Origin of the sequence: Reyranella sp. CPCC 100927, from assembly GCF_007859315.1 — a bacterium.
In the GTDB taxonomy this organism is placed as follows: domain Bacteria; phylum Pseudomonadota; class Alphaproteobacteria; order Reyranellales; family Reyranellaceae; genus Vineibacter.
Genome location: NZ_VOHA01000015.1, coordinates 40,076 through 64,267 on the forward strand (window position 1 = coordinate 40,076; position 24,192 = coordinate 64,267).

General features: G+C 66.6%; 23 protein-coding genes. 12 read left to right on the top strand and 11 right to left on the bottom strand.

Features of this window, described 5'->3' with window-relative positions:
• Positions 1-3 precede the first annotated feature (3 nt).
• Positions 4-1,176 (top strand): MFS transporter, encoded by a 1,173-nt coding sequence (locus FQU96_RS29420; protein WP_146544951.1) that lies wholly within the window; start codon positions 4-6, stop codon positions 1,174-1,176.
• A gap of 90 nt (positions 1,177-1,266) precedes the next feature.
• Here FQU96_RS29420 and FQU96_RS29425 read toward each other — a convergent pair whose 3' ends face one another.
• Together FQU96_RS29425 and FQU96_RS29430 are read right to left on the bottom strand one after the other, a co-directional pair.
• Positions 1,267-4,785: an FAD-dependent oxidoreductase gene (locus tag FQU96_RS29425; protein ID WP_146544952.1), complete on the bottom strand. Its 3,519-nt coding sequence runs from the start codon at positions 4,783-4,785 to the stop codon at positions 1,267-1,269.
• A gap of 158 nt (positions 4,786-4,943) precedes the next feature.
• On the bottom strand, positions 4,944-6,851 hold the full coding sequence (locus FQU96_RS29430) for a potassium transporter Kup (protein WP_146545068.1): 1,908 nt from the start codon (positions 6,849-6,851) through the stop codon (positions 4,944-4,946).
• Between the two features lie 435 nt (positions 6,852-7,286).
• On the opposite strand from FQU96_RS29430, the gene FQU96_RS29435 reads away from it, so the two are divergent.
• On the top strand, positions 7,287-7,595 hold the full coding sequence (locus tag FQU96_RS29435) for a cupin domain-containing protein (protein WP_146544953.1): 309 nt from the start codon (positions 7,287-7,289) through the stop codon (positions 7,593-7,595).
• A gap of 42 nt (positions 7,596-7,637) precedes the next feature.
• On the opposite strand, the gene FQU96_RS29440 is transcribed toward FQU96_RS29435, so the two are convergent.
• Positions 7,638-8,426, bottom strand: a complete 789-nt coding sequence (locus tag FQU96_RS29440; protein WP_146544954.1) for an HpcH/HpaI aldolase/citrate lyase family protein — start codon at positions 8,424-8,426, stop codon at positions 7,638-7,640.
• Between the two features lie 77 nt (positions 8,427-8,503).
• Here FQU96_RS29440 and FQU96_RS29445 point away from each other — a divergent pair, with 77 nt between their 5' ends.
• Entirely contained in the window at positions 8,504-9,487 is a 984-nt protein-coding gene (locus FQU96_RS29445; RefSeq protein ID WP_146544955.1) for a nitronate monooxygenase family protein, read from the top strand.
• A gap of 5 nt (positions 9,488-9,492) precedes the next feature.
• Here the strand turns inward: FQU96_RS29445 and FQU96_RS29450 are convergent, their stop codons facing one another.
• Entirely contained in the window at positions 9,493-9,759 is a 267-nt protein-coding gene (locus FQU96_RS29450) for an usg protein (RefSeq protein ID WP_146544956.1), read from the bottom strand.
• Positions 9,760-10,077: 318 nt separating this feature from the next.
• On the opposite strand from FQU96_RS29450, the gene groES reads away from it, so the two are divergent.
• Both groES and groL read left to right on the top strand, forming a co-directional pair.
• Complete coding sequence (gene groES / locus FQU96_RS29455) at positions 10,078-10,407, top strand: co-chaperone GroES (protein ID WP_370461407.1); 330 nt, start codon at positions 10,078-10,080, stop codon at positions 10,405-10,407.
• A gap of 53 nt (positions 10,408-10,460) precedes the next feature.
• Positions 10,461-12,107, top strand: a complete 1,647-nt coding sequence (gene groL / locus FQU96_RS29460) for a chaperonin GroEL (RefSeq protein ID WP_146544958.1) — start codon at positions 10,461-10,463, stop codon at positions 12,105-12,107.
• Positions 12,108-12,177: 70 nt separating this feature from the next.
• On the opposite strand, the gene FQU96_RS29465 is transcribed toward groL, so the two are convergent.
• Entirely contained in the window at positions 12,178-13,098 is a 921-nt protein-coding gene (locus FQU96_RS29465) for a catechol 2,3-dioxygenase (RefSeq protein WP_146544959.1), read from the bottom strand.
• A gap of 27 nt (positions 13,099-13,125) precedes the next feature.
• The gene (locus FQU96_RS29470) at positions 13,126-13,443 is read right to left on the bottom strand and encodes a 2Fe-2S iron-sulfur cluster-binding protein (RefSeq protein ID WP_218574923.1); all 318 of its coding nucleotides are present in this window, start codon (positions 13,441-13,443) and stop codon (positions 13,126-13,128) included.
• Positions 13,444-13,665: 222 nt separating this feature from the next.
• Between FQU96_RS29470 and FQU96_RS29475 the strand changes: the two genes are divergently transcribed.
• Positions 13,666-14,100: an NUDIX domain-containing protein gene (locus FQU96_RS29475; protein ID WP_146544960.1), complete on the top strand. Its 435-nt coding sequence runs from the start codon at positions 13,666-13,668 to the stop codon at positions 14,098-14,100.
• On the opposite strand, the gene FQU96_RS29480 is transcribed toward FQU96_RS29475, so the two are convergent.
• Entirely contained in the window at positions 14,095-15,156 is a 1,062-nt protein-coding gene (locus FQU96_RS29480; RefSeq protein WP_146544961.1) for a hypothetical protein, read from the bottom strand. The genes FQU96_RS29475 and FQU96_RS29480 overlap by 6 nt on opposite strands.
• 46 nt (positions 15,157-15,202) lie before the next feature.
• Here FQU96_RS29480 and FQU96_RS29485 point away from each other — a divergent pair, with 46 nt between their 5' ends.
• A complete protein-coding gene (locus tag FQU96_RS29485; RefSeq protein ID WP_146544962.1) occupies positions 15,203-15,967 on the top strand; it encodes an alpha/beta fold hydrolase in 765 nt (254 codons plus the stop codon).
• 29 nt (positions 15,968-15,996) lie between these two features.
• Here FQU96_RS29485 and FQU96_RS29490 read toward each other — a convergent pair whose 3' ends face one another.
• From FQU96_RS29490 to FQU96_RS29505, 4 genes are all read right to left on the bottom strand, one after another.
• Positions 15,997-16,848 carry an SMP-30/gluconolactonase/LRE family protein gene (locus FQU96_RS29490; protein WP_146544963.1) on the bottom strand — a complete coding sequence of 284 codons (852 nt, stop codon included), beginning with the start codon at positions 16,846-16,848 and terminating at the stop codon, positions 15,997-15,999.
• A gap of 27 nt (positions 16,849-16,875) precedes the next feature.
• A complete protein-coding gene (locus FQU96_RS29495) occupies positions 16,876-17,412 on the bottom strand; it encodes a DNA alkylation repair protein (RefSeq protein WP_146544964.1) in 537 nt (178 codons plus the stop codon).
• Between the two features lie 17 nt (positions 17,413-17,429).
• Positions 17,430-18,014, bottom strand: coding sequence for a DUF1330 domain-containing protein (locus FQU96_RS29500; RefSeq protein ID WP_146544965.1), 585 nt, complete (start codon positions 18,012-18,014; stop codon positions 17,430-17,432).
• Positions 18,015-18,118: 104 nt separating this feature from the next.
• Positions 18,119-18,991, bottom strand: coding sequence for a pirin family protein (locus FQU96_RS29505; protein WP_146544966.1), 873 nt, complete (start codon positions 18,989-18,991; stop codon positions 18,119-18,121).
• A gap of 98 nt (positions 18,992-19,089) precedes the next feature.
• Here FQU96_RS29505 and FQU96_RS29510 point away from each other — a divergent pair, with 98 nt between their 5' ends.
• From FQU96_RS29510 to FQU96_RS29530, 5 genes are all read left to right on the top strand, one after another.
• Positions 19,090-20,013 carry a LysR family transcriptional regulator gene (locus tag FQU96_RS29510; protein WP_146544967.1) on the top strand — a complete coding sequence of 308 codons (924 nt, stop codon included), beginning with the start codon at positions 19,090-19,092 and terminating at the stop codon, positions 20,011-20,013.
• 185 nt (positions 20,014-20,198) lie between these two features.
• Positions 20,199-21,398 carry a CaiB/BaiF CoA-transferase family protein gene (locus FQU96_RS29515; RefSeq protein WP_146544968.1) on the top strand — a complete coding sequence of 400 codons (1,200 nt, stop codon included), beginning with the start codon at positions 20,199-20,201 and terminating at the stop codon, positions 21,396-21,398.
• The gene (locus FQU96_RS29520; protein ID WP_146544969.1) at positions 21,395-22,345 is read left to right on the top strand and encodes a hydroxymethylglutaryl-CoA lyase; all 951 of its coding nucleotides are present in this window, start codon (positions 21,395-21,397) and stop codon (positions 22,343-22,345) included. The genes FQU96_RS29515 and FQU96_RS29520 overlap by 4 nt, the downstream gene beginning before the upstream one ends.
• Before the next feature lie 16 nt (positions 22,346-22,361).
• Positions 22,362-23,159 carry a putative hydro-lyase gene (locus tag FQU96_RS29525; RefSeq protein ID WP_146544970.1) on the top strand — a complete coding sequence of 266 codons (798 nt, stop codon included), beginning with the start codon at positions 22,362-22,364 and terminating at the stop codon, positions 23,157-23,159.
• 22 nt (positions 23,160-23,181) lie between these two features.
• The gene (locus tag FQU96_RS29530; RefSeq protein WP_146544971.1) at positions 23,182-24,147 is read left to right on the top strand and encodes a quinone oxidoreductase; all 966 of its coding nucleotides are present in this window, start codon (positions 23,182-23,184) and stop codon (positions 24,145-24,147) included.
• The last annotated feature ends 45 nt before the right edge of the window (positions 24,148-24,192 follow it).

Sequence of the window (24,192 nt, forward strand, 5' to 3'; positions counted from 1 at the left end):
GCGATGCTGGCCCAGCAGACCTGTGCAACGGTGGGGCGCTCGGTGATCCCGCTGATCGCGCCGGCGATCGTCGCCAGCCTCGATATCAGCGCAGCGCTGGTGGGTGTCTATCTCAGCCTGTCGTCGGCCGCCGCATTCCTGTCGACCTTGGGGTGCGGCGGTTTCATCCTGCGCTACGGCGCGCTGCGCATCACGCAGGTGGGCATGCTGTTCCTCGGCGGCGGGCTTGGCCTGTGCGCCACGGGCAGCCTGGCCGCCTTCGTGCCGGGCGCGCTGGCCGGTGGGCTCGGCCAGGCCGTTTCGACGCCGTCCAGCTCCCACATCCTGGGGCGCTACGCGCCGCCGCGCCTGGCGCCGCTGATCTTTTCGTTGAAGCAGACCGGTGTTCCGGCCGGGCTGATGCTGGGCGGTATCCTGGCGCCGGCGCTGGTCGAACGCGTCGGCTGGCAGGCGACACTGCTGTGCATCGCGGCGATCTGTGCCGGCACCGCGGTGGCGCTGCAGCCCCTGCGTGAGCGGTTCGATACCGATCGCAATCCGGCACAGAAATTGTCGCCGGCCGATATGCGCAGCAACGCGCTGCAGGTTTTGCGTGACCCGGCGCTGCGGCTGCTGTGCTTCACCATGTTCAGCTTCGTGGGATTGCAAGCGCTCTTCACCGGCTTCTTCGTGCTCTATCTCGTCGAGGACCTGCAGCACGACCTGGCCAATGCCGGCCTGGTCTTCTCGATCGCGGTCGCGGTCGCGGTGCCGGCCCGCATCGGCTGGGGCTGGGTGGCGTCGCGCCTGGTACGGCCCGGCACATTGCTGGCGGCCCTCGCCATCGCGATGTCGGCCGCCGCTGCCGGCACTGCGGCGATCCATGGGCAATGGCCGTTCTGGGCCATTGCTGCGGTCACGATGGTATTCAGCGCGACGGCCGTCAGTTGGCATGGCGTGCTGCTGGCCGAAGTCGCACGCCTGTCGCCCAGCGGACGCATCGGCAGCACGACCGGTGTCGTGCTGGCCTTCGGCGATGCCGGTTCGCTGCTGCTGCCGCTGGTCTTCAGCGCGATGCTGGTCCTGGCCGGCAGCTACCGTGTCGGCTTCCTGATCGGAGCTCTGCCGGCACTGGTGGTCGGGCTCTACAGCCTGCGGGCGCGCGTCAGGACAACGGCGGAGCGGACGGCACGGTAACGGTCCGACATGGGAGCGCGGGCGTTCCGCCCGCTCATACCTTGGCGCTGCGCGCCAATGCGGGCGGGACGCCCGCGCTCCCGGGATTTCCTACTCCGCCGCGATCGCGCGCAGGCCGGCGCGGCGCAGGGAACGGTCGATCCACTGCTCGGCCACCTTCTCCTGCACGCTGTTCTGGATCAGGCGCTGGCGCAGGCAGTGGAAGTCGACGCGGTCCAGCGGCTGGTCCTGATTGAAGCAGGAGAACACGATCGTCTCCTCGCCGGTCTCGGGATCGACCTGGCGCTGCAGGCACTGGGCGCAGATCTCCTTCATCATGCACTGCATCGGGCTGTTGATGCTGGCGATCGCCTTGTGCTTGGGATCGAGGAACGGCTTCAGCACGCCATGTCGTGCCTGACGCACGGCATTCATCATGCCGTCCGAGCCGATCGCGATCAGGCGGTTGGTGTGGTTGAACGGGATCGGCTGCTCACCCAGTTCACCGGCGGCGTACAGGCGCATCGCCTCGACGATGTTGGTAACGACGGACTTGTCCTGCGGCCGGCTGGGCGTGAAGCCCGGCGCCTCATCGCAGCACCAGATGATCACGTCGGCAGCTGCCTCGATCTCCTCGACCTTGTAGCGGTCCTGTATGTGCTTGTAGCCGGCGAAATACAGCACCTTGCTGCCGGCCTTGCGGAACGCGGCGCCGATCGAGAACAGCACGGCATTGCCCAGTCCGCCGCCGACCAGCGCCACGGTTTCGCCGGGCTCGATCTCGGTGGGTGTGCCGGTCGGGCCCATCAGGATCACCGGCTCACCCGGCTCCAGCAGGTCGCAGAGGTCGGACGAGCCGCCCATTTCCAGGGTGATGAGGGACAGCAGGCCTTCGTCCTTGTCGACCCAGGCGCCGGTGAGCGCCAAGCCTTCCATCGACAAGAGCGTGCCTTCGACCCGTCGGGAGTGGAACTCGTAGTTCTGCAGACGATAGAACTGGCCGGGCGAGAAGGCGCGTGCGGCGGCCGGCGCCCGCACGATGATCTCGACAATGGTCGGTGTCAGGCGGTTCACCACATGCACCGAGGCGCGCCACTGCGTGTTGGCCTCGGCCAGGATCGTCTCGGGTGCGCGGGTGGCGGCCGGCAGCTGGTCCATCACCCGGCTCACCACCGGATAGCCCTGCTTGGTACCGCCCATCGCCTTCACGACATTGCCGGCGAACGACGGGTGCAGGTCGCCGAAGAACGACACCATGCGGCCATCGTCGTGGCGATAGGTCAGCACGCGCACCGCCGTCGGCTTGGCGACGCGCTCGGGCGAGCAGGGTTCGCCGTTTTCGTCCAGGGCCCGGAAATACTTGCCGTCGAGCATCATGTGCTCGGCATCCTCTCGGGCCAGCACCGTGTTGGGCTGCGTGCCGGCGGCGACCAGGATCGAGCGCGCCGGCAGGCTCGCCTCGATGCGCTCGCCGCCCTGCTCACCCGTGACGCGCAGGGCGCTGGCGTGGCCGTACTGGTCGATCTCCACACCGATCGGCGACAGGCCCTCGGCGAAGCGAATGCCTTCCTCCATCGCCTTGTGAACCTCTTCGTGGTTCAGCGTGTACGAAGGCGACTCGATCAGCTTGCGGCGATAGGCGACGGTGACACCGCCCCAGCCGTTGATCAGTCCCGCCAGATCGGGCTCGCGGCCGTCGCGCGCCGCTGCCTCGCGCTCGGCACGGATGGCGCGGGCATGCTCGATGAACTCGTCGGCGATGGTGCGTTCCTCGGCACTCCAGCCGTCGCGCACCGTCGTCTCCCCGCGCTCAGCGATCAGGGCCTCGTGGCGTGACAGGAACTTCTCGACCTGCAGCGGGTAGTAGGCCAGCGACTCCGTCGCGGTGTCGATCGCGGTGAGGCCGCCGCCGATCACTACCACCGGCAGGCGGATCTGCAGGTTGGCCAGCGAGTCCTTCTTGGCGGCGCCGGTCAGCTGCAGCGCCATCAGGAAGTCCGACGCCTGGCGCACGCCGCGCGCCAGCTTGTTGGGCATGTCGATCACGGTCGGCTTGCCGGCACCGGCGCACAGCGCGATGTGGTCGAAGCCCATGGCGAAGGCGCTTTCGATGGTGACGGTGCCGCCGAAGCGCACGCCGCCGAACATCGAGAACTGCGCCCGCCGTTCGATCAGCAGGCGCACCACCTTCAGGAAGTTCTTGTCCCAGCGCACGGTGATGCCGTACTCGGCGACGCCGCCGAAGCCAGCCATGGCGCGATCGCCCAGATCCTCGCGCAGCTCGTCCATGCTGCGGATCGGACGGAACGGTACGCGCGTGCCGTCGGGCTTCACGCCCGAGATGTCGGTGGCCAGCGGCTCGATCTTCAGCCCGTCGATCGCCACCACGGTGTGGCCGTCGTTCATCAGGTGATGCGACAGGTTGAAGCCGGCCGGTCCCAGCCCGACCACCAGCACGCTGCGGCCGCTGGAAGCCTTGGGCAACGGCCGGCGCAGGTCGAGCGGGTTCCAGCGGGTCAGCAGCCCATAGATCTCGAAACCCCAGGGCAGCGACAGCACGTCCTTCAGGGTGCGGGTCTCGACCTGCGGGATGTCGACCGGCTCCTGCTTCTGGTAGATGCAGGCCTTCATGCAGTCGTTGCAGATGCGATGGCCGGTGGCGGCGCACAGCGGATTGTCGACGGCGACGATCGCCAGCGCACCGACCGAGAAGCCCTGGCCCTTGACCAGGTTCATCTCGGAGATCTTCTCCTCCAGCGGACAGCCGGCGAGCGTCACCCCGAAGGGTGATTTCTGGAATGCACCGGTCTTCTTGTCCTTGTAGCCCCGCGAGCAGCTGTCCTTGCCCTGGTTGTGGCACCAGATGCAGTACTGGCTCTGGTCGAGCGCATGATTGAGGTCGAAGCCGGCATCGGTCAGGGCGAAGCCCTCGCGATGACGCTGCAAGGCCAGCGGCAGCTTCAGCTTGGTCACGCCATCGGCCGCTTCGGTTTCCAGCGGCACCAGATGCTCGAAATCGAGCTTGTGCGGCTGCTTGAACAGAACGCCCGGCCGGTGCCGCTTCTTGCCCTCCGCGGCATTCAGTGCCCAGGCGGCATAGCGGGTCAGCGCGTCGATATCGGGCGTGGGCGTGGCGACCTTGTATTCGCTGCCGAGCCGCTGTCGCACGGCTTCGGCGAAGGCCAGTTCGCGCACTTCCAGATCGATCGTGGCGTCTGCCAGGTCGACGCCGGCCACCGCATTTGCCGCCGCCGTCACGGCGGCGCCGTCGAGGGCAGCCGCTTCCGGCGCCTTGACGGCGCGGGCGGCATGGCGTTGCACGAACAGTCGCTTGCAGTCATAGGCCGGCATCAGCCGGTCGTGCCGGGCGCGCAGCGCCCCGGCTTCAGCCGAGACTCCGAACAGGCCGGCGACGAAGTCCTCCACATGCGGCGCCAGATCGATCAGCAGCGTCGATTCGTCCTTGGCGGCCAGCGCGTCCGGATGGGCGCGGGCCGTCACGAAGCGGTTGTGCAACTCGACATTGGCGGCGGCCAGGCCGGCAACGAAGGCGGCATCGAGACGGGCCAGCCCGTCGCGGCGATAGAGGTCTTCGAAGGCGAGACCGTGCTGGAGGCTCAGGGCGGTCATGCTGGCTCCCGCAGCCTGGGCTGCGATTGTTTGTATACGAACGACATTAAATTGTAGCCAAGGCCGCGGCGGCATTCAAACGACGTCCCGTCGCGGCTGGAATTAGGCGTGCTCATGCGACACATGTGGCCGGCCGCGCGTCGGCCGGCAAGGTCCACTTAGATCTCGACCTGACCACCCAATTCGACAGCGCGGTTGGGCGGAATGCGGAAGAAGACCTTGGATGCCAGCGCCGTGGTCGACAGGAAGATGAACAGTGCCTGCCGAATGCGGCCCAGGGTCGAGCGCGCCGCAGGGATCAGGCTCTCGCGGCCGAGGAAGAACGAGGTCTGCATCTCGTCGTAGGCAAGACCGTGCACGCGGCATTTCGACAGCGCGCCCGGTACGTCGGGCTGTTCCATGAAGCCGTAACGCACGACGACGGCATGGAAGCCCTTGCCCAGGCGCCGCACCTCCACCCGCTTGACCTCGGCCACGCGCGGGATGTCGACCGTCAGCACCTGCAGCAGGATGATGCGTTCGTGCAGCACCTTGTTGTGCTTGAGGTTGTGCAGCAGGGCCAGCGGCACGGTGTTGATGTCGCCGGTCATGAACACGGCAGTGCCGGCGACCCGCAGTGGCGCCTCACGCATGGTCGACAGGAACAGGTCGACCGGCATGGCGCTGCCATGCAGCTTTTCGTACAGCACGGCACGCCCGCGCCGCCACGTGGTGATCACGAACCAGGCGCCCACCGCCATGGCCAGCGGGAACCAGCCGCCTTCCGGGATCTTCAGCGCATTGGCGGCAAAGAAGGCGACGTCGACCAGCCCCAGTGCCGCGAAGACCGCCAGCGCCGTCCACTTGTTCCACTTCCAGATCAGGGCGGCGACGATGGCGGCAAGCCCGGCATCGATGGTCATGGCACCGGTCACGGCGATGCCATAGGCGCCGGCAATGTTGCTGGACGAACCGAAGCCGATCACCAGCGCGATGACACCCGCCATCATGATCCAGTTCACGCGCGGGATGTAGATCTGGCCGATCTCGGTTTCCGACGTATGCCGGATGGTCATGCGCGGCAGCAGGCCGAGCTGGATCGCCTGCTGGGTGAGTGAAAAGACACCCGAGATCACCGCCTGCGAGGCGATGATGGCCGCTGCGGTGGCCAGCGCAATCATCGGGATCAGGGCCCAGTCGGGCGCCAACTCGAAGAACAGGTGATCCAGCACTTCGGGGTGGCGCAGCAGCAGTGCGCCCTGGCCGAAATAGTTGAGGACCAGGGCCGGCAGGACCATGCCGAACCAGGCGATGCGAATAGGCTTACGGCCGAAATGACCCATGTCGGCGTAGAGCGCTTCGCCGCCGGTGATGGCGAGCACGATCGCGCCCAGGGCCAGGAACGTCTTCCAGCCCAGCGCATCGATGAGGACAATGCCGTAGTAGGGATTCAGCGCTTTGAGGACCGAGGGATTGTGCGCGATGTGCCACACGCCCAGCCCGGCCAGGGTGATGAACCACAGGCACATGATCGGCCCGAACAGCTGACCCACGCGGCTGGTGCCGCGCGCCTGGATGAGAAACAACAAGGTCAGAATGCCGACCGCGATCGGCACGACGAAATGCTTCAGCCCGGGCTGGACCGCCTGGATGCCCTCGACCGCCGACAGCACGGTCATCGCCGGCGTGATCAGTCCATCGCCGAAGAACAGTGTCAGGCCGATGATCGATGCCAGCAGGATCAGCGAGCGCTGCCGGGTCGCGCCGACCGGCAAGGCATTCGACGCCAGTCGTGCCAACGCCAGCACGCCGCCCTCGCCACGGTTGTCGGCGCGCAGAATCAGGATGACGTACTTCACCGTCACGGTGAGCATGATCGCCCAGAACACCAGCGACAGCACACCCAGCACCGCCGTGGGATCCCGGACGGACAGGCCGCCGCCGGGATGGAAGGCTTCGCGGACGGTGTAGAGCGGGCTGGTGCCGATATCGCCGTAGACCACGCCCAGCGCGGCAATGGTCAGCGCCTGCAATGCACCTTTATGACGATTGTCGGTGGCGGCGCTGTCGGGGTTGTGCTCGGGCATCATGGCATCGGCCAGAGTCGGATTGCCCAGCACGGGCTCAGCCGCGGCAGCGCTGGGCGCGCCGACGACAGCCGGCTCGGGCGAAGGACCTGCTGCAACCGGTCCGTCGGCGGCAGTTCCATCCCGACCGTGACCCGGCTGCCCGGCCGGACCGGTAGAAGCGCCTGTGGCGGCGCTGTCCGAAGAAGTCATACGTAAGAAGGTCCCGGCCGGATGGCACCATCAGTCATCGTCCGGCCCGATTGAAGGGACCCCGGTCGACGTGGGGCCGCGTGATGCGCTTGCTCTCCCCGCAAGTCAAGCGATGCCGCGCTCCCAGACGTCGCAGTCTGCGCGTTCTCAAAAAAACTGACAAGTGTTTCAACAGGTTATGGCTGCAACAAAGCGGGATTGATATGGTCCACCCCGACAGACTTCGGTGAAGGAGAGGGTGACATGGCGGAGCGGCCCGAGGATGCCAAGCGGGTGCTGGCGCAAGGGACAAAACAAGGCGAGACCGATCGCGCGATCATCACCGAATGGCGTTTCCCGCCCGGCGGTCATACCGGCTGGCATCGGCATGGGCATGACTACATCGTGGTGCCGATCACATCAGGCGACCTCGCGATCTGGAACGGGACGCAGGAGATCCGCTCGCCGCTGGTCAGCGGTGTCTCCTACACCCGTGCCGCCGGCGTCGAGCACGACGTGATCAATCCCAACAGCTTCGAGTTCGTGTTCATCGAGATCGAGATCAAGCCGTAGCACGAGGTCGCTTCATGATTCGGCGCGGTGAATGCGGCGCGTTCACCGTCCTTTTGCCCGGGCGATCCCGTCGGCCAGCGCGCCCTGCAGCAGCATCACGTCGCCAGCGACCGATACCCAGTCGTAGCCCCTTTTGATAAAGGCCGCGGCCTCGGTTGCGTCGCGTGCCAGTCGGCCGGCCGATTTCCCATGCCGTCGGCAAGCGGCGATGGTCTGCTCCTCGGCAGCGACAAAGGCCGGATCGTCGAAGGCACCGGGTTTGCCCAGCGCGACCGAAAGATCGTTATGGCCGATCCACAGGACGTCGACGCCGTCCAATGCCGCGATCTGGTCGGCCGCTGCCGCACCGGCACCATCCTCGATCTGCAGGATCACCAGGGTCCGCGCGTTGTGCTCGGCAAAGCGTTCGGCCAGCGTGCCGCCGGTCATGCGATAGCGTTCATGCGCCAGGCCCATGGCCACGCCGCGATGACCGTCGGGGAAGTACTTCACCGTGCGCACGGCCTGGACGGCCTGCTCGAGCGACGAGACCATCGGGACCATGACGCCGTCGGCGCCGATATCCATGGCGCGGGCCAGGTGGTCGTAGCTTTTTGACGGCACGCGCACGATCGCCGGCAGGTCGCCGGCGTGCATGTACTTCACCGTCGCGCGCACCGTATCGAAACCGAAACCGGTGTGCTCCATGTCGATGACCGCGAAGTCGGCGCCGGCCGCCTTCAGGATCTGGCCGATCCCGGGCACGACGAATTCGAAGACGAACGTGCCGATCTTGGGTGCCGGCGTGCCGACATGCGAACGCAATCCCGTTTTGTTGCCGGATCCTGCCATCGTCTCTCCCTCGAGCTCTTGCGTGACCGTAGCGCGCGGTCTACGCGACCCTCAAGCAATGCCAGAGGGGGAGAGACATGACGCTGCCGCAGGACCTTGCCGACCGCCTGTCGCTGCCGCTGATCGCGGCGCCGATGTTCCTGGTGTCGGGGCCGGATCTCGTGGTCGAGGCCTGCCGTGCCGGCGTCGTGGGCGCCTTCCCGACGGTGAATTGCCGGACGACGGATGAGCTCGACGCCTGGCTGGCGGACATGAAGAAGCGGGTGCAAGGCGGCGAGCAGTGCAGCGGACGCCGAGCGGCACCGCTATGCCCCAATATCCTGGTGCATCCGTCGAATCACCGGCGCGATGCCGACGTTGCCGTGCTGGTCGCGCACCGGGTCGAACTGGTCATCGCCAGCGTCGGCAACCCGGCGCCGATCATTCCCGCCCTGCACGATATCGGCTGCCGGGTCCTGGCCGACGTCGCGACGCTCCGCCACGCCGAAAAGGCCATCGCATCCGGTGCTGACGGTCTGGTGCTGCTCACGGCCGGCGCCGGCGGCCAGACCGGCTGGGCCAACCCGTTCGCCTTCGTTCGCGCGGTGCGGGCGATGTGGGATGGACCGATCGTGCTGGCCGGTGGCGTGTCGGACGGCCAGGCCTTGTTCGCTGCCCAGGCGCTGGGTTGCGACCTCGCCTATATGGGCACGCGGTTCATCGCGACGCGCGAGAGCATGGCCGCGCGCGGCTACAAGGACATGCTGGTGACGTCGCGGCTGGACGACGTGCTGCTGACCAAGGCGATCACTGGCCTGGAAACCAATATCCTGCGGCCCTCGCTGCTGGCGGCAGGGCTGGATCCGGATCGGCTACCGGCCCGCGGCACCATCGACGTGGCCAAGGACATCAACCGGAGCGCGCGCGAAGAAACCGATGCCTGTGAGGCCAAGCGCTGGAAGGACATCTGGAGCGCCGGGCATTCGGTATCAGGCGTCGCCGATGTCCCGGCCGTGGCGGATCTGGTCGCGCGGACGTCCGACGAGTACGCCGCGGCGCGGCGTGACATGCTCTCGCTTTGAAAACTCTAGTGAAGCCGGTGAAACGCTTCCGTGAAGCGGAATTCGGCGGGTTGGATCAGCCCCGCGCTGGCGATGCGCACACGGTGCAGCTTGCCCTCGAGGTTGCGGTGCCAGAAGCCCAGGAAACGGGCGAGAACGGGGAACTTGGGGGCGATATCCAGGTCCTGCCACACGAACGTTTGGAGGACATGCTGGTGGTCCGGCATCCAGTACAGGATCTCAGCTGTCGTCAGGCGGTAGTTCTTGAGTTGCTTTTCGAACGCCTTGGTCATGGGAACGAGGCTCCTTGACAACGCGAACGCTGTCGAATAGTCACACGTTCCTCATCGACCTGCAAGAATTATGCAAAGAAATCAATGTATTAGCAGCAATTGGTGAAGAGTGCTGCCATTCTTGCCGCGCGTCGTCCCGGACAACCCCGCGCCGGATTGGTAAAGATCGGAAAAATAACGGCAATCCGCCTCCGCGCGCCTTGACTCATTTCCGACCGCCTCTTACATCCACGCCGCGCATTGGCACTCACTTTGAGGGAGTGCTAACGGCGATATCCAGGCCCCCATGGCTCGATTGGGGGCGCTCGTTTTTGACCTATGAGGAGGGAGTCCATGCAGTTTCGTCCGCTGCACGACCGCGTCGTGGTGAAGCGCGTCGCGGAAGAAGAGAAGACCAAGGGCGGGATCATCATTCCCGACACCGCCAAGGAAAAGCCGATGGAAGGCGAGATTGTCGCCGTCGGCCCCGGCGCCCGCGATGAGAAGGGCGTTCTCGTTGCGCTCGACGTCAAGGTTGGCGACCGCATCCTGTTCGGCAAGTGGTCGGGCACCGAGGTGAAGCTCGATGGCCAGGATCTCCTGATCATGAAGGAGTCCGACATCATGGGCATCCTCGAGGTCACGAAGAGCGCGAAGAAAGCCGCCTGATCCGTCCTGCGCCGCCGCGCGGACGGATTTTCCATTTTTGAGAGGTAGGAACGATGGCTGCTAAAGACGTACGTTTTTCGGGTGACGCGCGTGACCGCATGGTCCGCGGCGTCGACATCCTCGCCAATGCCGTGAGGGTGACGCTCGGCCCCAAGGGCCGCAACGTCGTGCTCGACAAGTCGTTCGGCGCGCCGCGCATCACCAAGGACGGCGTCACCGTCGCCAAGGAGATCGAGCTCGCCGACAAGTTCGAGAACATGGGCGCGCAGATGGTGCGCGAGGTCGCCAGCAAGACCAACGACGTGGCCGGTGACGGCACCACGACGGCGACCGTGCTGGCCCAGGCGATCGTGCGCGAGGGCGCCAAGCTGGTCGCCGCCGGCATGAACCCGATGGACCTCAAGCGCGGCATCGACATCGCCGTCGCGGCTGCGGTCGAGGACATCAAGGGCCGGGCCAAGAAGATCTCGTCGTCCGATGAAGTCGCGCAGGTCGGCACGATCTCGGCCAACGGCGAGGAAGCCATCGGCAAGATGATCGCCGAGGCGATGAAGAAGGTCGGCAACGAGGGCGTGATCACGGTCGAGGAGGCCAAGAGCCTCGAGACCGAACTCGACGTCGTCGAGGGCATGCAGTTCGATCGCGGCTACCTGTCGCCGTACTTCATCACCAACGCCGAGAAGATGACGTCGGAGCTGGAGAGCCCGTTCATCCTGCTGTTCGAGAAGAAGCTCTCGGGCCTGCAGGCGATGTTGCCGGTGCTCGAGGCGGTCGTGCAGTCGAGCAAGCCGCTGCTGATCGTGGCCGAAGACGTCGAGGGCGAGGCGCTGGCCACCCTGGTCGTCAACAAGCTGCGCGGCGGCCTCAAGGTCGCGGCCGTCAAGGCGCCGGGCTTCGGTGACCGCCGCAAGGCGATGCTGGAGGACATGGCGACCCTGACCGGCGGCCAGCTGATCAGCGATGATCTCGGCATCAAGCTCGAGAACGTCACGCTCGACATGCTGGGCAAGGCCAAGCGGGTGATCATCCAGAAGGAGAACACCACGATCGTCGATGGCGCCGGCAAGAAGAAGGACATCGAGGCGCGCATCGTGCAGATCAAGGCGCAGATCGAGGAGACCACCTCGGACTACGACCGGGAGAAGCTGCAGGAGCGGCTGGCCAAGCTGGCCGGCGGCGTGGCCGTGATCAAGGTCGGTGGTTCGACCGAGGTCGAGGTGAAGGAGCGCAAGGATCGCGTTGATGACGCGATGCACGCGACCCGCGCCGCGGTCGAAGAGGGCATCGTGGCTGGCGGCGGCGTTGCGCTGCTGTACGCCACCCGCGCTCTCGACAAGCTGCGGACCGGCAACGCCGACCAGAAGGCTGGTGTCGACATCATCCGCCGCGCGCTGCAGGCGCCGGTGCGTCAGATCGTCGAGAACGCCGGTGATGACGGCTCGGTCGTGGTCGGCAAGCTGCTGGAGTCGAAGGACGCCAACTACGGCTACGACGCCCAGAAGGGCGAGTACGTCAACATGGTGAAGTCCGGCATCATCGACCCGACCAAGGTCGTGCGCACGGCTCTGCAGGACGCCGCTTCGGTGGCCGGCCTGCTGATCACCACGGAGGCGATGATCGCCGAGCGTCCGGAGAAGAAGGCGCCGCCGATGCCGGGTGGCGCTGGTGGCATGGGCGGCATGGGCGACATGGACTTCTAAGTCCGACGCCTGTTCCGCACGGAACACGAGGGCCGGGGTGCAAACCCCGGCCCTTTTGTTTTGGCGTCGATCAGGTCACGACGCCGAGGAAGCGGTCGTTGAGCTCTTTCTGATAGTAGAAGATGCCTTTGCCCAGTTCGTCCGCCGTCCATATCCGGGTCGGATGATCGGGATAGTGCGTGTAGCCGCCGGCGAACACTTCGTTGCGATTGCCCGAGGGATCGAAGAAATAGATGGTCTGGCCGCGCGTGATGCCATGCCGCGTCGGTCCGATGTCGAGCGATACGTTGTAGCGGGCGATGATGTCGGCAGCGTGCCCCACATCGTGCCACGACTCCAGGAAGAACGCCGCGTGATGGAACTTGCCGGGCTCGGCGTGTTTCACGAAGGCGATGTCGTGCGCCTTGTTCGAGCAGCTCAGCCACACCGCGAGCGTTCCGTCCGGCATCTCGACTTTCTCCGCCACGCCGAAGCCCAGCACCTCGGTGAAGAACGCCGTCACGCCGTCGATGTCGGGGCCATAGAGCAGCACATGATCGAAGCGGGTGGCCCGCATGCCGCGCGGCTCGGACGGCCAGACGTCGGGGTTCATGATCGGCGGTGCTGTCTTTGACTGCTCGACCTGGGCGAAGAGCTCGATGCGATGTCCGGTCGGCACGACAAAGCTTACTCTGCGGCCCATGCCGGGCTGCTCGCCGGCGGGAACCTCGCGCACCGCGATGCCCTTCGCTTCGATGCGGTTCTTGAAGGCGTCGAGTTCACCGTCGCTGGCGACCTTGAAACCGACGACGTCCATGCCCGGTGTATCGGCCTCGCGCAGGATCACGCTGTGCCGGTCGAACTCGTCCCAGCCCTTGAGATAGACACGTCCATCCTTTTCGCGGCTGACCTCATCCAGGCCGATGCGGTCGACATAGTGTGTCACCGCCGCCGCCAGGTCGAGGACACGCAGCTGGACATAGCCTGGGCGCAGCACTCCCGTCAGAGACATCGCTTCCTCCTTCAACGTCGTTGGTGATCATGGCGGTCCGGTCCCGGCGACCCGGCGGGCCGGTACCAGCACCAGGTCTTCCAGGGGAAAGAGCCGGCAGGCCAGCGCGTAACCCTGGCGTTCCTCTTCCGCCGTCACATGGGCGCGGCTCATCCGGCCGGTACGATAGGCGCCCGCGCGGATGCGCACGCGGCAGAAGCCGCAGCCGCCGCCGCGGCAGCCCACGGCGATCGCCTTTCTGCCGCTGCGTTCCATGGCGATCAGCACGGGTGTGTCGGCATTGCAGGCGAATGCGCCTGCCGCGCCGTCGACCATGATCGAAAAGCGCCGCGCCACGTCGGGCACGTCTGTCGCCGCGGCAACAGGTTGCCGATCCGGATTCTGCTTGGCGCTGGACCGGAATGAGGATGGAGTGACGTCAGGCGACGGCGGGTCTGCGGGACCAGCCAGCTTCGATGGAGGGCACATGCCACGAACCGAACGCGCTCTGTCACGATCTTTGCCCGCGCGCCGGGGCGGCGCAAGCGGCCGTATCGGCCGTCCGGCCGCGCTTTCGGTCATGCCGGCATGACGGCGACGCACAGGCACGGCCATCCCGTGTCGGTGAAAGGCGTCCTTTTCGTCGACCGGCAGGTGCTGCTGCTGCGTAACGATCGCGATGAATGGGAGCTGCCCGGTGGCCGACCGGAGGCGGCTGAGACATGGCCGCAGGCGCTGCAGCGCGAGATCGATGAAGAAGCAAATCTGTCGGTCGAGGTCGGACCGCTGCTGCACGAATGGCCCTACGAAGTGCTGCCCGGCCGCTGCGTGTGGATCGCTGCCTACGGTTGCCAGCTCGCACGTGCGGCGACGGCGCTTGTCAGCGCAGAGCACCGTGAACTGCGCTTCTGGCCCGTGGGGGAGATCGGCGGCTTGTCATTGCACGACGGCTATCGCGCGGTCATCGATACGTGGAACGCTTGGGAGCGCGGGCGAGACGACCGCGCTTCCGGGTCGCTATGAAATCGTCCAGGTGATCGTGTCGCGCGGGTTTCCGGCCATGGCAACCGTCATGAACCTGTCGTGCGCCAGCGCCGCACCGACCCACAGCTCATTCCAGGCGCGCAATCCGGCGGCAGCGTCACCGTCGCTGGCGAACGCAATGCCCTTCATCAGCCGCCAACCGTTCTGCCGCACGACGGCGTTGCCGCCGTCAACGGTGCTGGCGACCTCTTCGCCCTGGGCTGCCAGCAGCGTTGCGAGATAGCGGGCAAATCCCGCTGCCCCGCCGCGCGGATCGATTCCCAATGCTGCCACCGTTTCCTCGTGGAGCTGCATGCCGATCAGTCGTGCCGTGCGACCGATCTCGGTCTCGGCATCGCGTGTACCGAGCAGATCCATCAATGTCGGCATCATCGTACGCACATACTCCATGGCATAGGAGCGATAGGTGCGGCGCAACCGCTCCGCCGGCCATGTCGCCGTATCCAGCTGCGGCTGTGCCGCCGGATCGATCCGCGGCATGCGCTCGTTGTCGACGAAGCGCACGCGCGCCTCGGGTGCCAAATCGTGGTCGTGTTCGTAGTAGTAGCCCTCCAGGCCCGGCGCGCCTGTCGTGATCATGCCGGTGCAGACAAAGCCCAGGCGTGGATTGCCCAACGAAACGCCGTTGTGTCCGTGCCAGCCGTGCAGCATGGCTTCGTTGACCGGATGCGGCACGCCGCAGGCGGCGGTGCCGCGCCAGATCCAGCGCGGCGGCGGATAGCGCACCCAGGCCTTGCGGTCCGAAACGCGCAGATACTCGGTCTTCACGCCGCCCAGCGCGTTGGAATGGTAGTGATACAGGGCACAGGCGACGGCGGCCGGCTGGTCGTCCAGGCCGAGCTTTTTCAGGCCGGGCAGGAACTTTTCGTGGTGCTGGCGGCGGAAGTGGCGGAACACGAATTCGCGCGCGGTGTCGGCGCCGCGCCGCGTCACCAGCGACAGCACCGTGCCGGTCATCAGGGCGTTGTAGAGCGCGGCCAGCGCCTGATAGGCGGCTGACATGTCGGGTTGGGCTGTCGCGGACGGATCGGTCATCGGGTTAGGCTACACCTTCTGAAGGACAAAGGAGTTCGGGAGGAACATGGCACAGTTCACCTCCGATGGCGTGGCCATCGCGTACGACGACAGCGGTCCGCGGCGCAGCGGCCGTACGGTCGTCATGGTCCATGGCTTCACGTCCAATCGCTACGAGAACTGGAAGCGCATGGGCTGGTACGACGCGCTGGAGCGCAAGGCGATCCGCGCCGTGGCGCTGGATTGCCGCGGTCATGGCGAAAGCGGCAAGCCGCACGATCCCGCCGCCTACGATCGTGCCGCCATGGTGCGTGACATCGTGGCATTGATGGATCACCTCGGCCTCGATCGGGTCGATCTCATGGGCTACTCGATGGGTGCCGGGTTGGCGCTGGCAACGGCGCTCGATCAGCCGCAGCGTATCGACAACCTGGTGCTGGGCGGCGTCGGTGGCCGCCTGCTGGAGCCCCGTCCCAACGACGGCCGCATGGCGGCGGCGATGGAAATCGACGACCCGGCCGGCATCGACGATCCACTGTTGCGCAGCTTCCGCCATTTCGCCGACGAGCAACGCGAGGATCGATTGGCGCTCGCCGCCTGTTCGCGCGCCGGCGGTGCGCCGGTCGATCGCGCGAGCTTGGCCACGCTGCGGATGCCGGTCCTGGTGGTCGTCGGCGCCCGCGACTCGCTGGCGGGCAGCCCCGACGACCTGGTGTCGGCCATTGCGGGTGCACGGGCCGTGACGCTGCCGGGCTGCGATCATTTCTCCGCCATCCCGCACGCACTGTTCAAGGCCGCAGTGTTCGATTTCCTGGAAGGATATTTGGAGTAGTTCCTCTCCCCGCGGAGGCGGGAGAAGGATTAACGCGCTGTCACGCGCGCCGGTGCCAGGGCCAGGCCAGGGGTGTCGACACGGGTGCGGAACACGGTGCCGCAATTCTCGTGTGGGCCGCCACGCGAGCCGGTGACGATGTAGAGGTCGCGCAAATCGTCACCGCCGAAGCAGAGGCTGGTGACCATGGGCAGCGGTACGGCGACGTCGGTGCGATGGCTGCCGTCGGCATTGAACACCGCGACCCGGCCGCCATGCGCGTCTGCCACCCACACGGAACCATCGCCGGCGACCTTGAGGCCGTCGGCCACGCCGTTTTCGCCCAGCGACGCGAACTTGCGCCAGGGGCCGACCGAGCCGTCGGCGTTGACGTCATAGATCCGGACCAGCCCGCCACGGGCATCCGAGTGGTACAGGCGTTTGCCGTCGGGCGAGAAGCCCAGCCCGTTGGTCAGCATGATGCCGTCCGAGATGGTGCGCGCCGTGCCATCGATGTCGATCACATGCAGGTGGCCAGGTCGCGGCGGGTCGCCGCCAAAGACGCGGAAGGCCAGGGATCCGACGTAGATGCGACCCGCAGCGTCCGTGGTGAGGTCGTTGAAGCCGATCGCTTCCGGCGTCACGTCACTGGTCAGCAGTGTCTTGCCGTCGCCGTTCGTGAGGCTGACATGGGTGATGTCGCGGCCGCCGACCACCAGCCCGCCGGCCGCGTGCAGGGCCATGCCGCCGATGCCGCGCCGCTTGGGCACTGCCAGCGAAACCTTGTCATCGCGGCCCAGGCGATAGACGCCGCCGTTCATCACGTCGCTGAAGTAGAGGCCCTGGTTGGCGTCCCATACCGGACCTTCGACCAGGCCATATCCCGTCGCCAGCGTTTCCATGGTCGTCCTCGTTGTTGTCGGTGACGATCATAGGTGTCGCGCCGCGTGCCTGGCGACCGCTGCGATGCGCGGGTCGGCTATGTCCCAACCGCTGATGACCGCACGCACGAGGGCGGGATGCTTCTTGCTGATGTCGGCCAGCGCATGGGCAGCCGACAGCCGGGTGCTCTCGTCGGCATCGCGATGCAGCGGCGCCAACAGCGCAACGGCAAGCGCGGGTTGCTCGCGAAACGGACTGCGCGCTGTCCACGGCCGCAAGCCCTCGCAGACGGCGCGCCGCATGCCGGCATTCCCTGCCTCAAGCCAATGGCGGATGACCTCCAGGCATGTCGCGTGACCCCGCCGTTCGCAGGCGGCGGCATCGCCGCTCTCGACATGGCTGCAGCAGAGCGCGCCCATCATGCGCACTTCCGTCCTCGGCGAGCGGCTGGCTTGAACGGCCAGGGTGGCCATATCGGCGGTGAGGCCGGTGCGCACCACGCGGGCGACGTAGTCCTCGATGACGCGGGAACCCCGTGGGCACTCGGGAACGCCGGCGATGATCGCCTGCGCCGTCGACGGCATGGGGGGCGCCGCGGCGCTTACACGCCCTCGACCAGGATGCCCAGGGAGCGGGTCGCCGACAGCCGCAGGTCGCGCAGCGGCCGATAGGCATCGCTGAAGTAGCAGGCGCGCAAGGCGGCCATATCGGGGAAGCCGACCACGGTGAGCCGTTCGGGTCGCCAACCGCCCTCGACGGTCTCGACCTTGTCGGTGCGGACGATGAAGCGGCCACCCTGCGGGCCGACCACGGTTGGTACCTGCTCCCGGTACTGGACCATTTTGGCCGCGTCGGTGATGCTGACGTCGACCATCAGGAATGCCCGCGACGGCGCGCACGGCTCACCCTCGACGGCGATCGCCCGCGACCGGCCGGCGGCCAGGCGCATGTTCAGCACCGGCTGATACTCCTCGCAGCTGTAGAAGCCTTTCAGCGCCGTCATGTCGGGAAATTCGATGAACACGATGCGTTGCGGGCGCCAGTCGCCTTCGACGGGCTCGGTGGTGCCGCCGCGCACCGTGAAGCGGCCGCCGAACTTGGCGACCAGGCCAGGCGTGTGCTTGCGGTACTCGGCCATGAGCGCCGCGTCCGTGGTTTCGACCTCGACAAGCAAATGAGCGGGCATGGTGCGACCTGCTGGTTGGAACAGGGGGCTGGATAGCCCGAAATCGCCCGCCGCGAAATGCACAACAACCGGCGGGCGGTCGTGGCCGCCCGCCGGTCCTGTCGTCAGAAGCGCCCGGCGTTGTAGTCCTGGATCGCCTGGACGATCTGGGCCTCGGTGTTCATCACGAACGGCCCGTACTTGGCGATCGGCTCGCGCAGCGACCGGCCTGCCACCAGCAGGGCCCGTGCCGCGCCGGTGCCGTCGGCGCTGATGGTGATCGCATCACCCGATCCCAGCACGCCCAACTCACCGCGCTTGAGACTTTCGCCGTCGCCGACCCGGATCGAACCTTCGAACGGATAGACGAACGCCGCGTAGTCCGTCGGCACCACGTGCGTGAACGACGTGCCCGCCGGCAAGCTGACATCCAGGTATGTCGGGTCGGTCGCCACGGCCTGCACGGCACCGTCGACGCCGTCCACGCGCCCGGCGATGACCTTGATGCGCACGCCATCAGCCCGGTCGAGCACGGGAATGGTCTCCGGCTCGATGTTCTGGTAGCGCGGTGCCGTCATCTTGTCGGCCGCCGGCAGGTTCACCCATAGCTGGAAGCCCCACATCAGGCCGTCTTCCTGCTCGGGCATCTCCGAGTGCACGATGCCGCGCCCGGCCGTCATCCACTGCACGCTGCCGGGCCGCAGCAGGCCGCTGTTGCCCTGGTTGTCGCCATGGCGCATCCGCCCGGCCAGCATGTAGGTGACGGTCTCGAACCCGCGATGCGGATGATCCGGGAAGCCGGCGAGGTAGTCCGACGCGGTGTCGGAACGGAACTCGTCCAGCATCAGGAAGGGATCGAGATCGGGCAGGCCCGGCCGGCCGATCAGGCGGGTCAGCCGTACGCCGGCACCCTCGCTGGTCGGCATGCCGGCGAAGACGCGCTCGACGCGGCGGGTGGTGGTGCCGGAAGCGTCGGCCCGGCGAGTGGCTTGGGTCATGGTTGGCTCCTCTTGAGAGGTTGAGTTCGCCATATGGGTATTGAGCCGGCAGTGTGGAACGCGTTCCGGACGAAGACGGTGTTCTGTAAGATCGAACGATGAAATGGCGATTCGAGGACGTGTTGACGTTCCTGCAGGTCATGGAAAGCGGCGGCATCACCGCCGCCGCGACGCGGCTCAATGTCTCGAAATCGGTGATCAGCAAGCGCATCGCCGATCTCGAGGCGGCGCTCGGCGTCGAGCTGTTTCAGCGGTCCACCCGGCATCTGCGCCCCAGCGAGAGCGGCGAAGCGTTCCACGAGAGTATCCGGCCCCTGGTGCAGCAGATCAACGACGCCGTCGAACGCATCGGCAGCCGCCCGCAGGCCTTGCAGGGGCGCCTGCGCATCACCGCGCCGATGACATTCGGCACGATGTATCTCGGATCGGTGATCTTCGAATTCGCCAAACGGCACCCCGATCTGGAACTGGCGCTCGACTACGATGATCGCATGGTCGATCTGGTGCGCGGCGGCTACGACGTCGGGGTCCGTATCGGCATCCTCAAGGAGTCGAGCCTGGTCGCCCGCAAGCTGTGCACGGTCCACCGGGCCATCTGCTGCAGCCCGGCCTATGCTCGCGACAGGGGGCTGCCCGCCACCGTCGCCGAACTCGCGGCGCACGACTGCATCGACTACGCCAACGTGAATGCCGGCACGCTCTGGCAGTTCGCGGCCCGCAAGCCTGGCGGCAAGCCGCTGTCGGTGGCGCTACGCAGCCGCATCGCAGCCAACAACGGCGAGGCGATGCGCGATGCCGCAATCGCCGGATTGGGACTGGCACTGATGCCGATGTTCCTGGCCGCCGCGCCGTTGCGTGATGGCCGGCTGATCCGCGTGCTGCCGGACGAGACGCCGCCACCCTACGCGATCCACGCCGTCTATCCGCCGACCCGCCACGTGTCGGCCAAGGTGCGGGCATTCGTCGATCACCTGATCGCGTCGTTCCGGTCGCCGCCACCCTGGGAGCGCGAGGGAACCTAGCGTCGCGGCCTGGCCGGCGTCTTGGTTTCTGTGTATACAATAAAATATCTTGCATACAATATTGTTGGATGCATACATTGACGTCCATCAACGGCCGACACCGGACGGCATCGCGGGAAGGGCGAAGACTTTAGCCGACATCGTGCCTGTTGCCCTGACGACATGATCAAGCCGACGGATCGTTCATGAAGCCGCTGTCCGATATTCGTGTTCTAGACTTTACGCACATGCTGTCCGGTCCCTATGCAACGATGCTGCTGGCCGACATGGGCGCGCAGACCATCAAGGTCGAGCCGCCAGTGACCGGTGAAGGCACACGCCGGCTGCTGGCGGACGATCCCGAATACGCGCGCGACGGCATGGGCGCGTATTTCCTGACCCTGGCGCGCAACAAGCAAAGCATCTGCATCGACATGAAGTCGGCGGAAGGCCAGCAGGTCTTTCATCGGCTGGCGCGCCACGCCGATGTCGTGGTCGAGAACTTCAGCCCCGGCGTGGCCAAGCGTATCGGCATCGACTACGAGACGCTGTCGGCCGTCAACCCGCGCATCATCACATGCTCGATCAGCGGGTTTGGCAACTCCGGCCCGGGTGCGCAGCGCCCGGCGTTCGACCTGGTGGCGCAGGGCATGGGCGGCGGCATGTCGCTGACCGGCGAGGCCGAGGGCCGGCCGCTGCGGGCCGGCATCCCCATCGGCGACCTCGGCGGCGGCCTGATGGGTGCCATCGGCATCCTGAGCGCCATCCATGCGCGGTCCGTCAGCGGCCGTGGGCAGCATGTCGACATCTCGATGCTGGACGCCCAGATCTCGATGCTGAACTACATGGCCACGATGTACCTGCTCTCAGGCAAGAGTCCGGAGCGAGCGGGCAACGGTCATTTCGTCCATGTCCCCTACGATACCTTCAAGACCGCGACGCGCGACCTGATCGTGGCCGTCATCACCGACAATTTCTGGGCCGCGCTGGTCGACATGCTGGCCGATGCCGAACTGCAGCAATCGCAGTACGACAAGCAGCCCGGCCGTCTGGCCGCCAAGGATCACATTACGGCGCGGCTGCAGGCGCACTTCCAGTCGAAGCCGTGCGAGTACTGGCTTGACCAGCTGGGACGCCGGCGCATCCCGTGCGCGCCGGTCAACGACATGGCGCATGCTGTCAACGACGATCAGGTGCGCGCCCGCGACATGATCGTCCAGATGACCTTGCCGTCGGGCACGGTGGTCGAGATGCCGGGCAATCCGATCAAGCTCAGTGCCTTCACGGACGAGGGCTACCGTCCACCGCCGTCCCTGGGCGCGCATACCGATGCGGTCCTGTCCGATCTTGCCGGCATGGCGGCCGACGACATCGAGGGCCTGCGGGCGCGGGGCATCGTGGCATGACGCCCCCGCACAATCCCGCCGTCGATGGTGATCGACGGGTCGTGATCAATGAAGTCGGGCTGCGCGATGGCCTGCAGAACTTCCCGGTCATTCTGTCCATCGATGCCAAGCTTGATCTCTACACCGCGCTTCGCCGTGCGGGGCTGCGGCGCTTCGAGTTGACGAGCTTCGTCAGTCCCAAGGCGGTGCCGGCCCTGGCGGATGCCGCCGATTTTGTCGCCCGCGTGCCGCGGGACGAGACACTTCTGACCGCGCTGGTTCCCAACCGCAGGGGCTATGAGCGGGCGCGGGCCGCGGGATTGCGCAGCGTCGCCGTCGTGCTCGCCGCGACCGAGACGCTGAACCAGAAGAACATCCGCATGTCGCTGCCGGCCGCGGCCGCCGAATGTGCCGCGGTCTGTCGGGCGGCGAAGGAAGATGGCGTGCATGTCCGCGCCTATGTCGCCGCCGCCTGCGCCTGCCCCTATGAAGGCATCACGGAGGGGACGCGCGTGATGGAACTCGCGGCCGCCATGCTCGAGGCCGGCGCCCATGAGATCGCGTTGGCCGACACGATCGGCGCCGGCCATCCGGCACAGGTCGAGGCCTTGTTCGGTGCCGCGGTGGCGCAATTCGGCGCGGCGCGGCTGGCGGCCCACTTTCATGATACCCGCGCCATGGCGTTGACGTTGAGCTGGATTGCCCTGAAAGCCGGCGTCCGGCGGTTCGACGCCTCGATCGGCGGCCTCGGCGGCTGCCCCTTCGCACCCGGCGCGTCGGGTAATCTCGCGACCGAGGATCTTGCCTTCATGCTCGAACAAAGCGGATTCGAGACTGGCCTGTCGGTCGACGGCTTGATGGCAGCGGCTGCTGTTGCCGGCCGGCTTCTGGGAGCGCCGGTCGGCGGAAAGATCGGACCTTGGTATGCAGCGCAACAACGGCACGAGGGCGCCCGTAGCGTCCATTGAACGACAGGAGGAATCGATGAACAGTCCCCATCCCGTCGGCGAGACCGGCCAGCAGGCCCGTTTGCGTATCCGCAGGGGGCAGTGGCGGGCGCCGACGGCGTACATGGCGCCCGGGTATGTCCAAGCCAACCTGGCCATTCTGCCGGCAGAGTTCGCATCGGATTTCCTGCGCTTCTGCCACCGCAATCCGAAGTCGTGCCCGCTGCTGGATGTGTCCGAACCGGGTGATCCGTTCGTGCCGCGCCTGGGCCAGGACCTCGACATCCGGACCGACCTGCCGCTCTACCGCGTGTGGGAGAATGGCGAGCTCGTCGAGGAAGTGCCCGATATCAAGCGGCACTGGCGCGACGGCCTGGTGAGCTTCCTGCTGGGCTGCTCGTTCTCGTTCGAGGACGCCCTGGTACAGGACGGCATTGCGTTGCGGCACATCGTCGATTCCACGGACCTGCCGGCCTATCGGACGTCCATCCCGACGGTGTCGTCGGGACCGTTCCATGGGCCGATGGTGGTGTCGATGCGCCTGCTGAAGCCGGCCGATGCCATTCGTGCCATTCAGATCACGTCGCGCTTCCCCAACGTGCATGGCGCACCGGTACACATCGGTCTGCCCGGGCAGATCGGCATCGCGGATCTCGCCAAGCCGGACTGGGGCGGGCCGGTCAATGCGCGCGACGACGAACTGCCGGTGTTCTGGGCCTGCGGCGTGACGCCCCAGACCGTGATCATGGAATCGAAGCTGCCGTTCTGCATCACGCACAGCCCGGCGCACATGTTGATCACGGACCTGCTCAACACGCGGCTCGCCATCATCTGAGCATCGACAAGGATTTTTCGGCATGTTGGCCATCCAGCTTCCCGCCGTCGGCGGGCCCGGCGCGTTCAGGCGCATCGACACCAAGGTACCGACGCCGGGCCCGGGCGAGATCCTGGTGCGGCAGAAGGCCGTCGGGCTGAACTACATCGACATCTACCACCGCCTGGGGCAGTACCCGGTCGAACTGCCCGGCATCCTCGGTATCGAAGGTGCCGGGACCGTGGAGGCGATCGGTGCCGGCGTGACGCGCTTCAAGGCGGGTGATCGCGTCGCCTACGGCGGGCCGCTGGGCGCCTATGCCGAGGCGCGGCTGATTCCGGAAACCGCCGGCGTGCGCATACCGTCGACCGTCGACGTCGAAACGGCGGCGGCGGCCATCCTCAAGGGGCTCACGGCGGATGCGCTGCTGACGGCGTATCGCGTGAAGCCGGGCGACACCTGCCTGGTGTGGGCCGCGGCCGGCGGTGTCGGCACCATCCTCTGCCAATGGGCCAAGACCAGGGGCGCCCGGGTGATCGGCGTCGTGGGTGGCGCGGACAAGAAAGCCCATGCGCTGAGCCATGGCTGCGATGCCGTGCTGGATCACAAGGTCGACGATATCGCCGCGCAAGCCCGGGCGCTGACGGACGGACGTGGTGTGTCGGTCGTCTATGACGGCGTGGGAAAAGCAAGCCTGCAAGCCTCCATCAACAGCCTCGCGATGCGGGGCATGCTGGTGAGCTACGGCAATGCATCGGGTCCGCCGCCGCAGGTCGATCTGTTGGCGCTGGGTCGCGCCGGCTCACTCTCCATGACGCGCATCGTGGTGTATCACTTCCACCAGACGCCGGTGGAGCTCGATCACGCCGCCAGTGCGTTGTTCGATGCCATCGGCAGCGGTGCGATCAAGGTGGCCATCGGCCAGCGCTTTGCGCTGACGGATGTCGATGCCGCCCACAGATCGCTCGAAGGCAGCCAGACCGTGGGCTCCACGCTGCTCATTCCCTGATGCGTTCCTTCCGTCTCCCCGCGCAGGCGGGAAGACGGAAGGGGT

Excerpts from the sequence above, each read along its gene's own strand:
- FQU96_RS29420 (WP_146544951.1), top strand. The coding sequence starts at position 4 with ATGCTGGCCCAGCAGACCTGTGCAACGGTGGGGCGCTCGGTGATCCCG.
- FQU96_RS29425 (WP_146544952.1), bottom strand. The coding sequence starts at position 4,785 with ATGACCGCCCTGAGCCTCCAGCACGGTCTCGCCTTCGAAGACCTCTAT.
- FQU96_RS29430 (WP_146545068.1), bottom strand. The coding sequence starts at position 6,851 with ATGCCCGAGCACAACCCCGACAGCGCCGCCACCGACAATCGTCATAAA.
- FQU96_RS29435 (WP_146544953.1), top strand. The coding sequence starts at position 7,287 with ATGGCGGAGCGGCCCGAGGATGCCAAGCGGGTGCTGGCGCAAGGGACA.
- FQU96_RS29440 (WP_146544954.1), bottom strand. The coding sequence starts at position 8,426 with ATGGCAGGATCCGGCAACAAAACGGGATTGCGTTCGCATGTCGGCACG.
- FQU96_RS29445 (WP_146544955.1), top strand. The coding sequence starts at position 8,504 with ATGACGCTGCCGCAGGACCTTGCCGACCGCCTGTCGCTGCCGCTGATC.
- FQU96_RS29450 (WP_146544956.1), bottom strand. The coding sequence starts at position 9,759 with ATGACCAAGGCGTTCGAAAAGCAACTCAAGAACTACCGCCTGACGACA.
- groES (WP_370461407.1), top strand. The coding sequence starts at position 10,078 with ATGAGGAGGGAGTCCATGCAGTTTCGTCCGCTGCACGACCGCGTCGTG.
- groL (WP_146544958.1), top strand. The coding sequence starts at position 10,461 with ATGGCTGCTAAAGACGTACGTTTTTCGGGTGACGCGCGTGACCGCATG.
- FQU96_RS29465 (WP_146544959.1), bottom strand. The coding sequence starts at position 13,098 with ATGTCTCTGACGGGAGTGCTGCGCCCAGGCTATGTCCAGCTGCGTGTC.
- FQU96_RS29475 (WP_146544960.1), top strand. The coding sequence starts at position 13,666 with ATGACGGCGACGCACAGGCACGGCCATCCCGTGTCGGTGAAAGGCGTC.
- FQU96_RS29480 (WP_146544961.1), bottom strand. The coding sequence starts at position 15,156 with ATGACCGATCCGTCCGCGACAGCCCAACCCGACATGTCAGCCGCCTAT.
- FQU96_RS29485 (WP_146544962.1), top strand. The coding sequence starts at position 15,203 with ATGGCACAGTTCACCTCCGATGGCGTGGCCATCGCGTACGACGACAGC.
- FQU96_RS29490 (WP_146544963.1), bottom strand. The coding sequence starts at position 16,848 with ATGGAAACGCTGGCGACGGGATATGGCCTGGTCGAAGGTCCGGTATGG.
- FQU96_RS29495 (WP_146544964.1), bottom strand. The coding sequence starts at position 17,412 with ATGCCGTCGACGGCGCAGGCGATCATCGCCGGCGTTCCCGAGTGCCCA.
- FQU96_RS29500 (WP_146544965.1), bottom strand. The coding sequence starts at position 18,014 with ATGCCCGCTCATTTGCTTGTCGAGGTCGAAACCACGGACGCGGCGCTC.
- FQU96_RS29505 (WP_146544966.1), bottom strand. The coding sequence starts at position 18,991 with ATGACCCAAGCCACTCGCCGGGCCGACGCTTCCGGCACCACCACCCGC.
- FQU96_RS29510 (WP_146544967.1), top strand. The coding sequence starts at position 19,090 with ATGAAATGGCGATTCGAGGACGTGTTGACGTTCCTGCAGGTCATGGAA.
- FQU96_RS29515 (WP_146544968.1), top strand. The coding sequence starts at position 20,199 with ATGAAGCCGCTGTCCGATATTCGTGTTCTAGACTTTACGCACATGCTG.
- FQU96_RS29520 (WP_146544969.1), top strand. The coding sequence starts at position 21,395 with ATGACGCCCCCGCACAATCCCGCCGTCGATGGTGATCGACGGGTCGTG.
- FQU96_RS29525 (WP_146544970.1), top strand. The coding sequence starts at position 22,362 with ATGAACAGTCCCCATCCCGTCGGCGAGACCGGCCAGCAGGCCCGTTTG.
- FQU96_RS29530 (WP_146544971.1), top strand. The coding sequence starts at position 23,182 with ATGTTGGCCATCCAGCTTCCCGCCGTCGGCGGGCCCGGCGCGTTCAGG.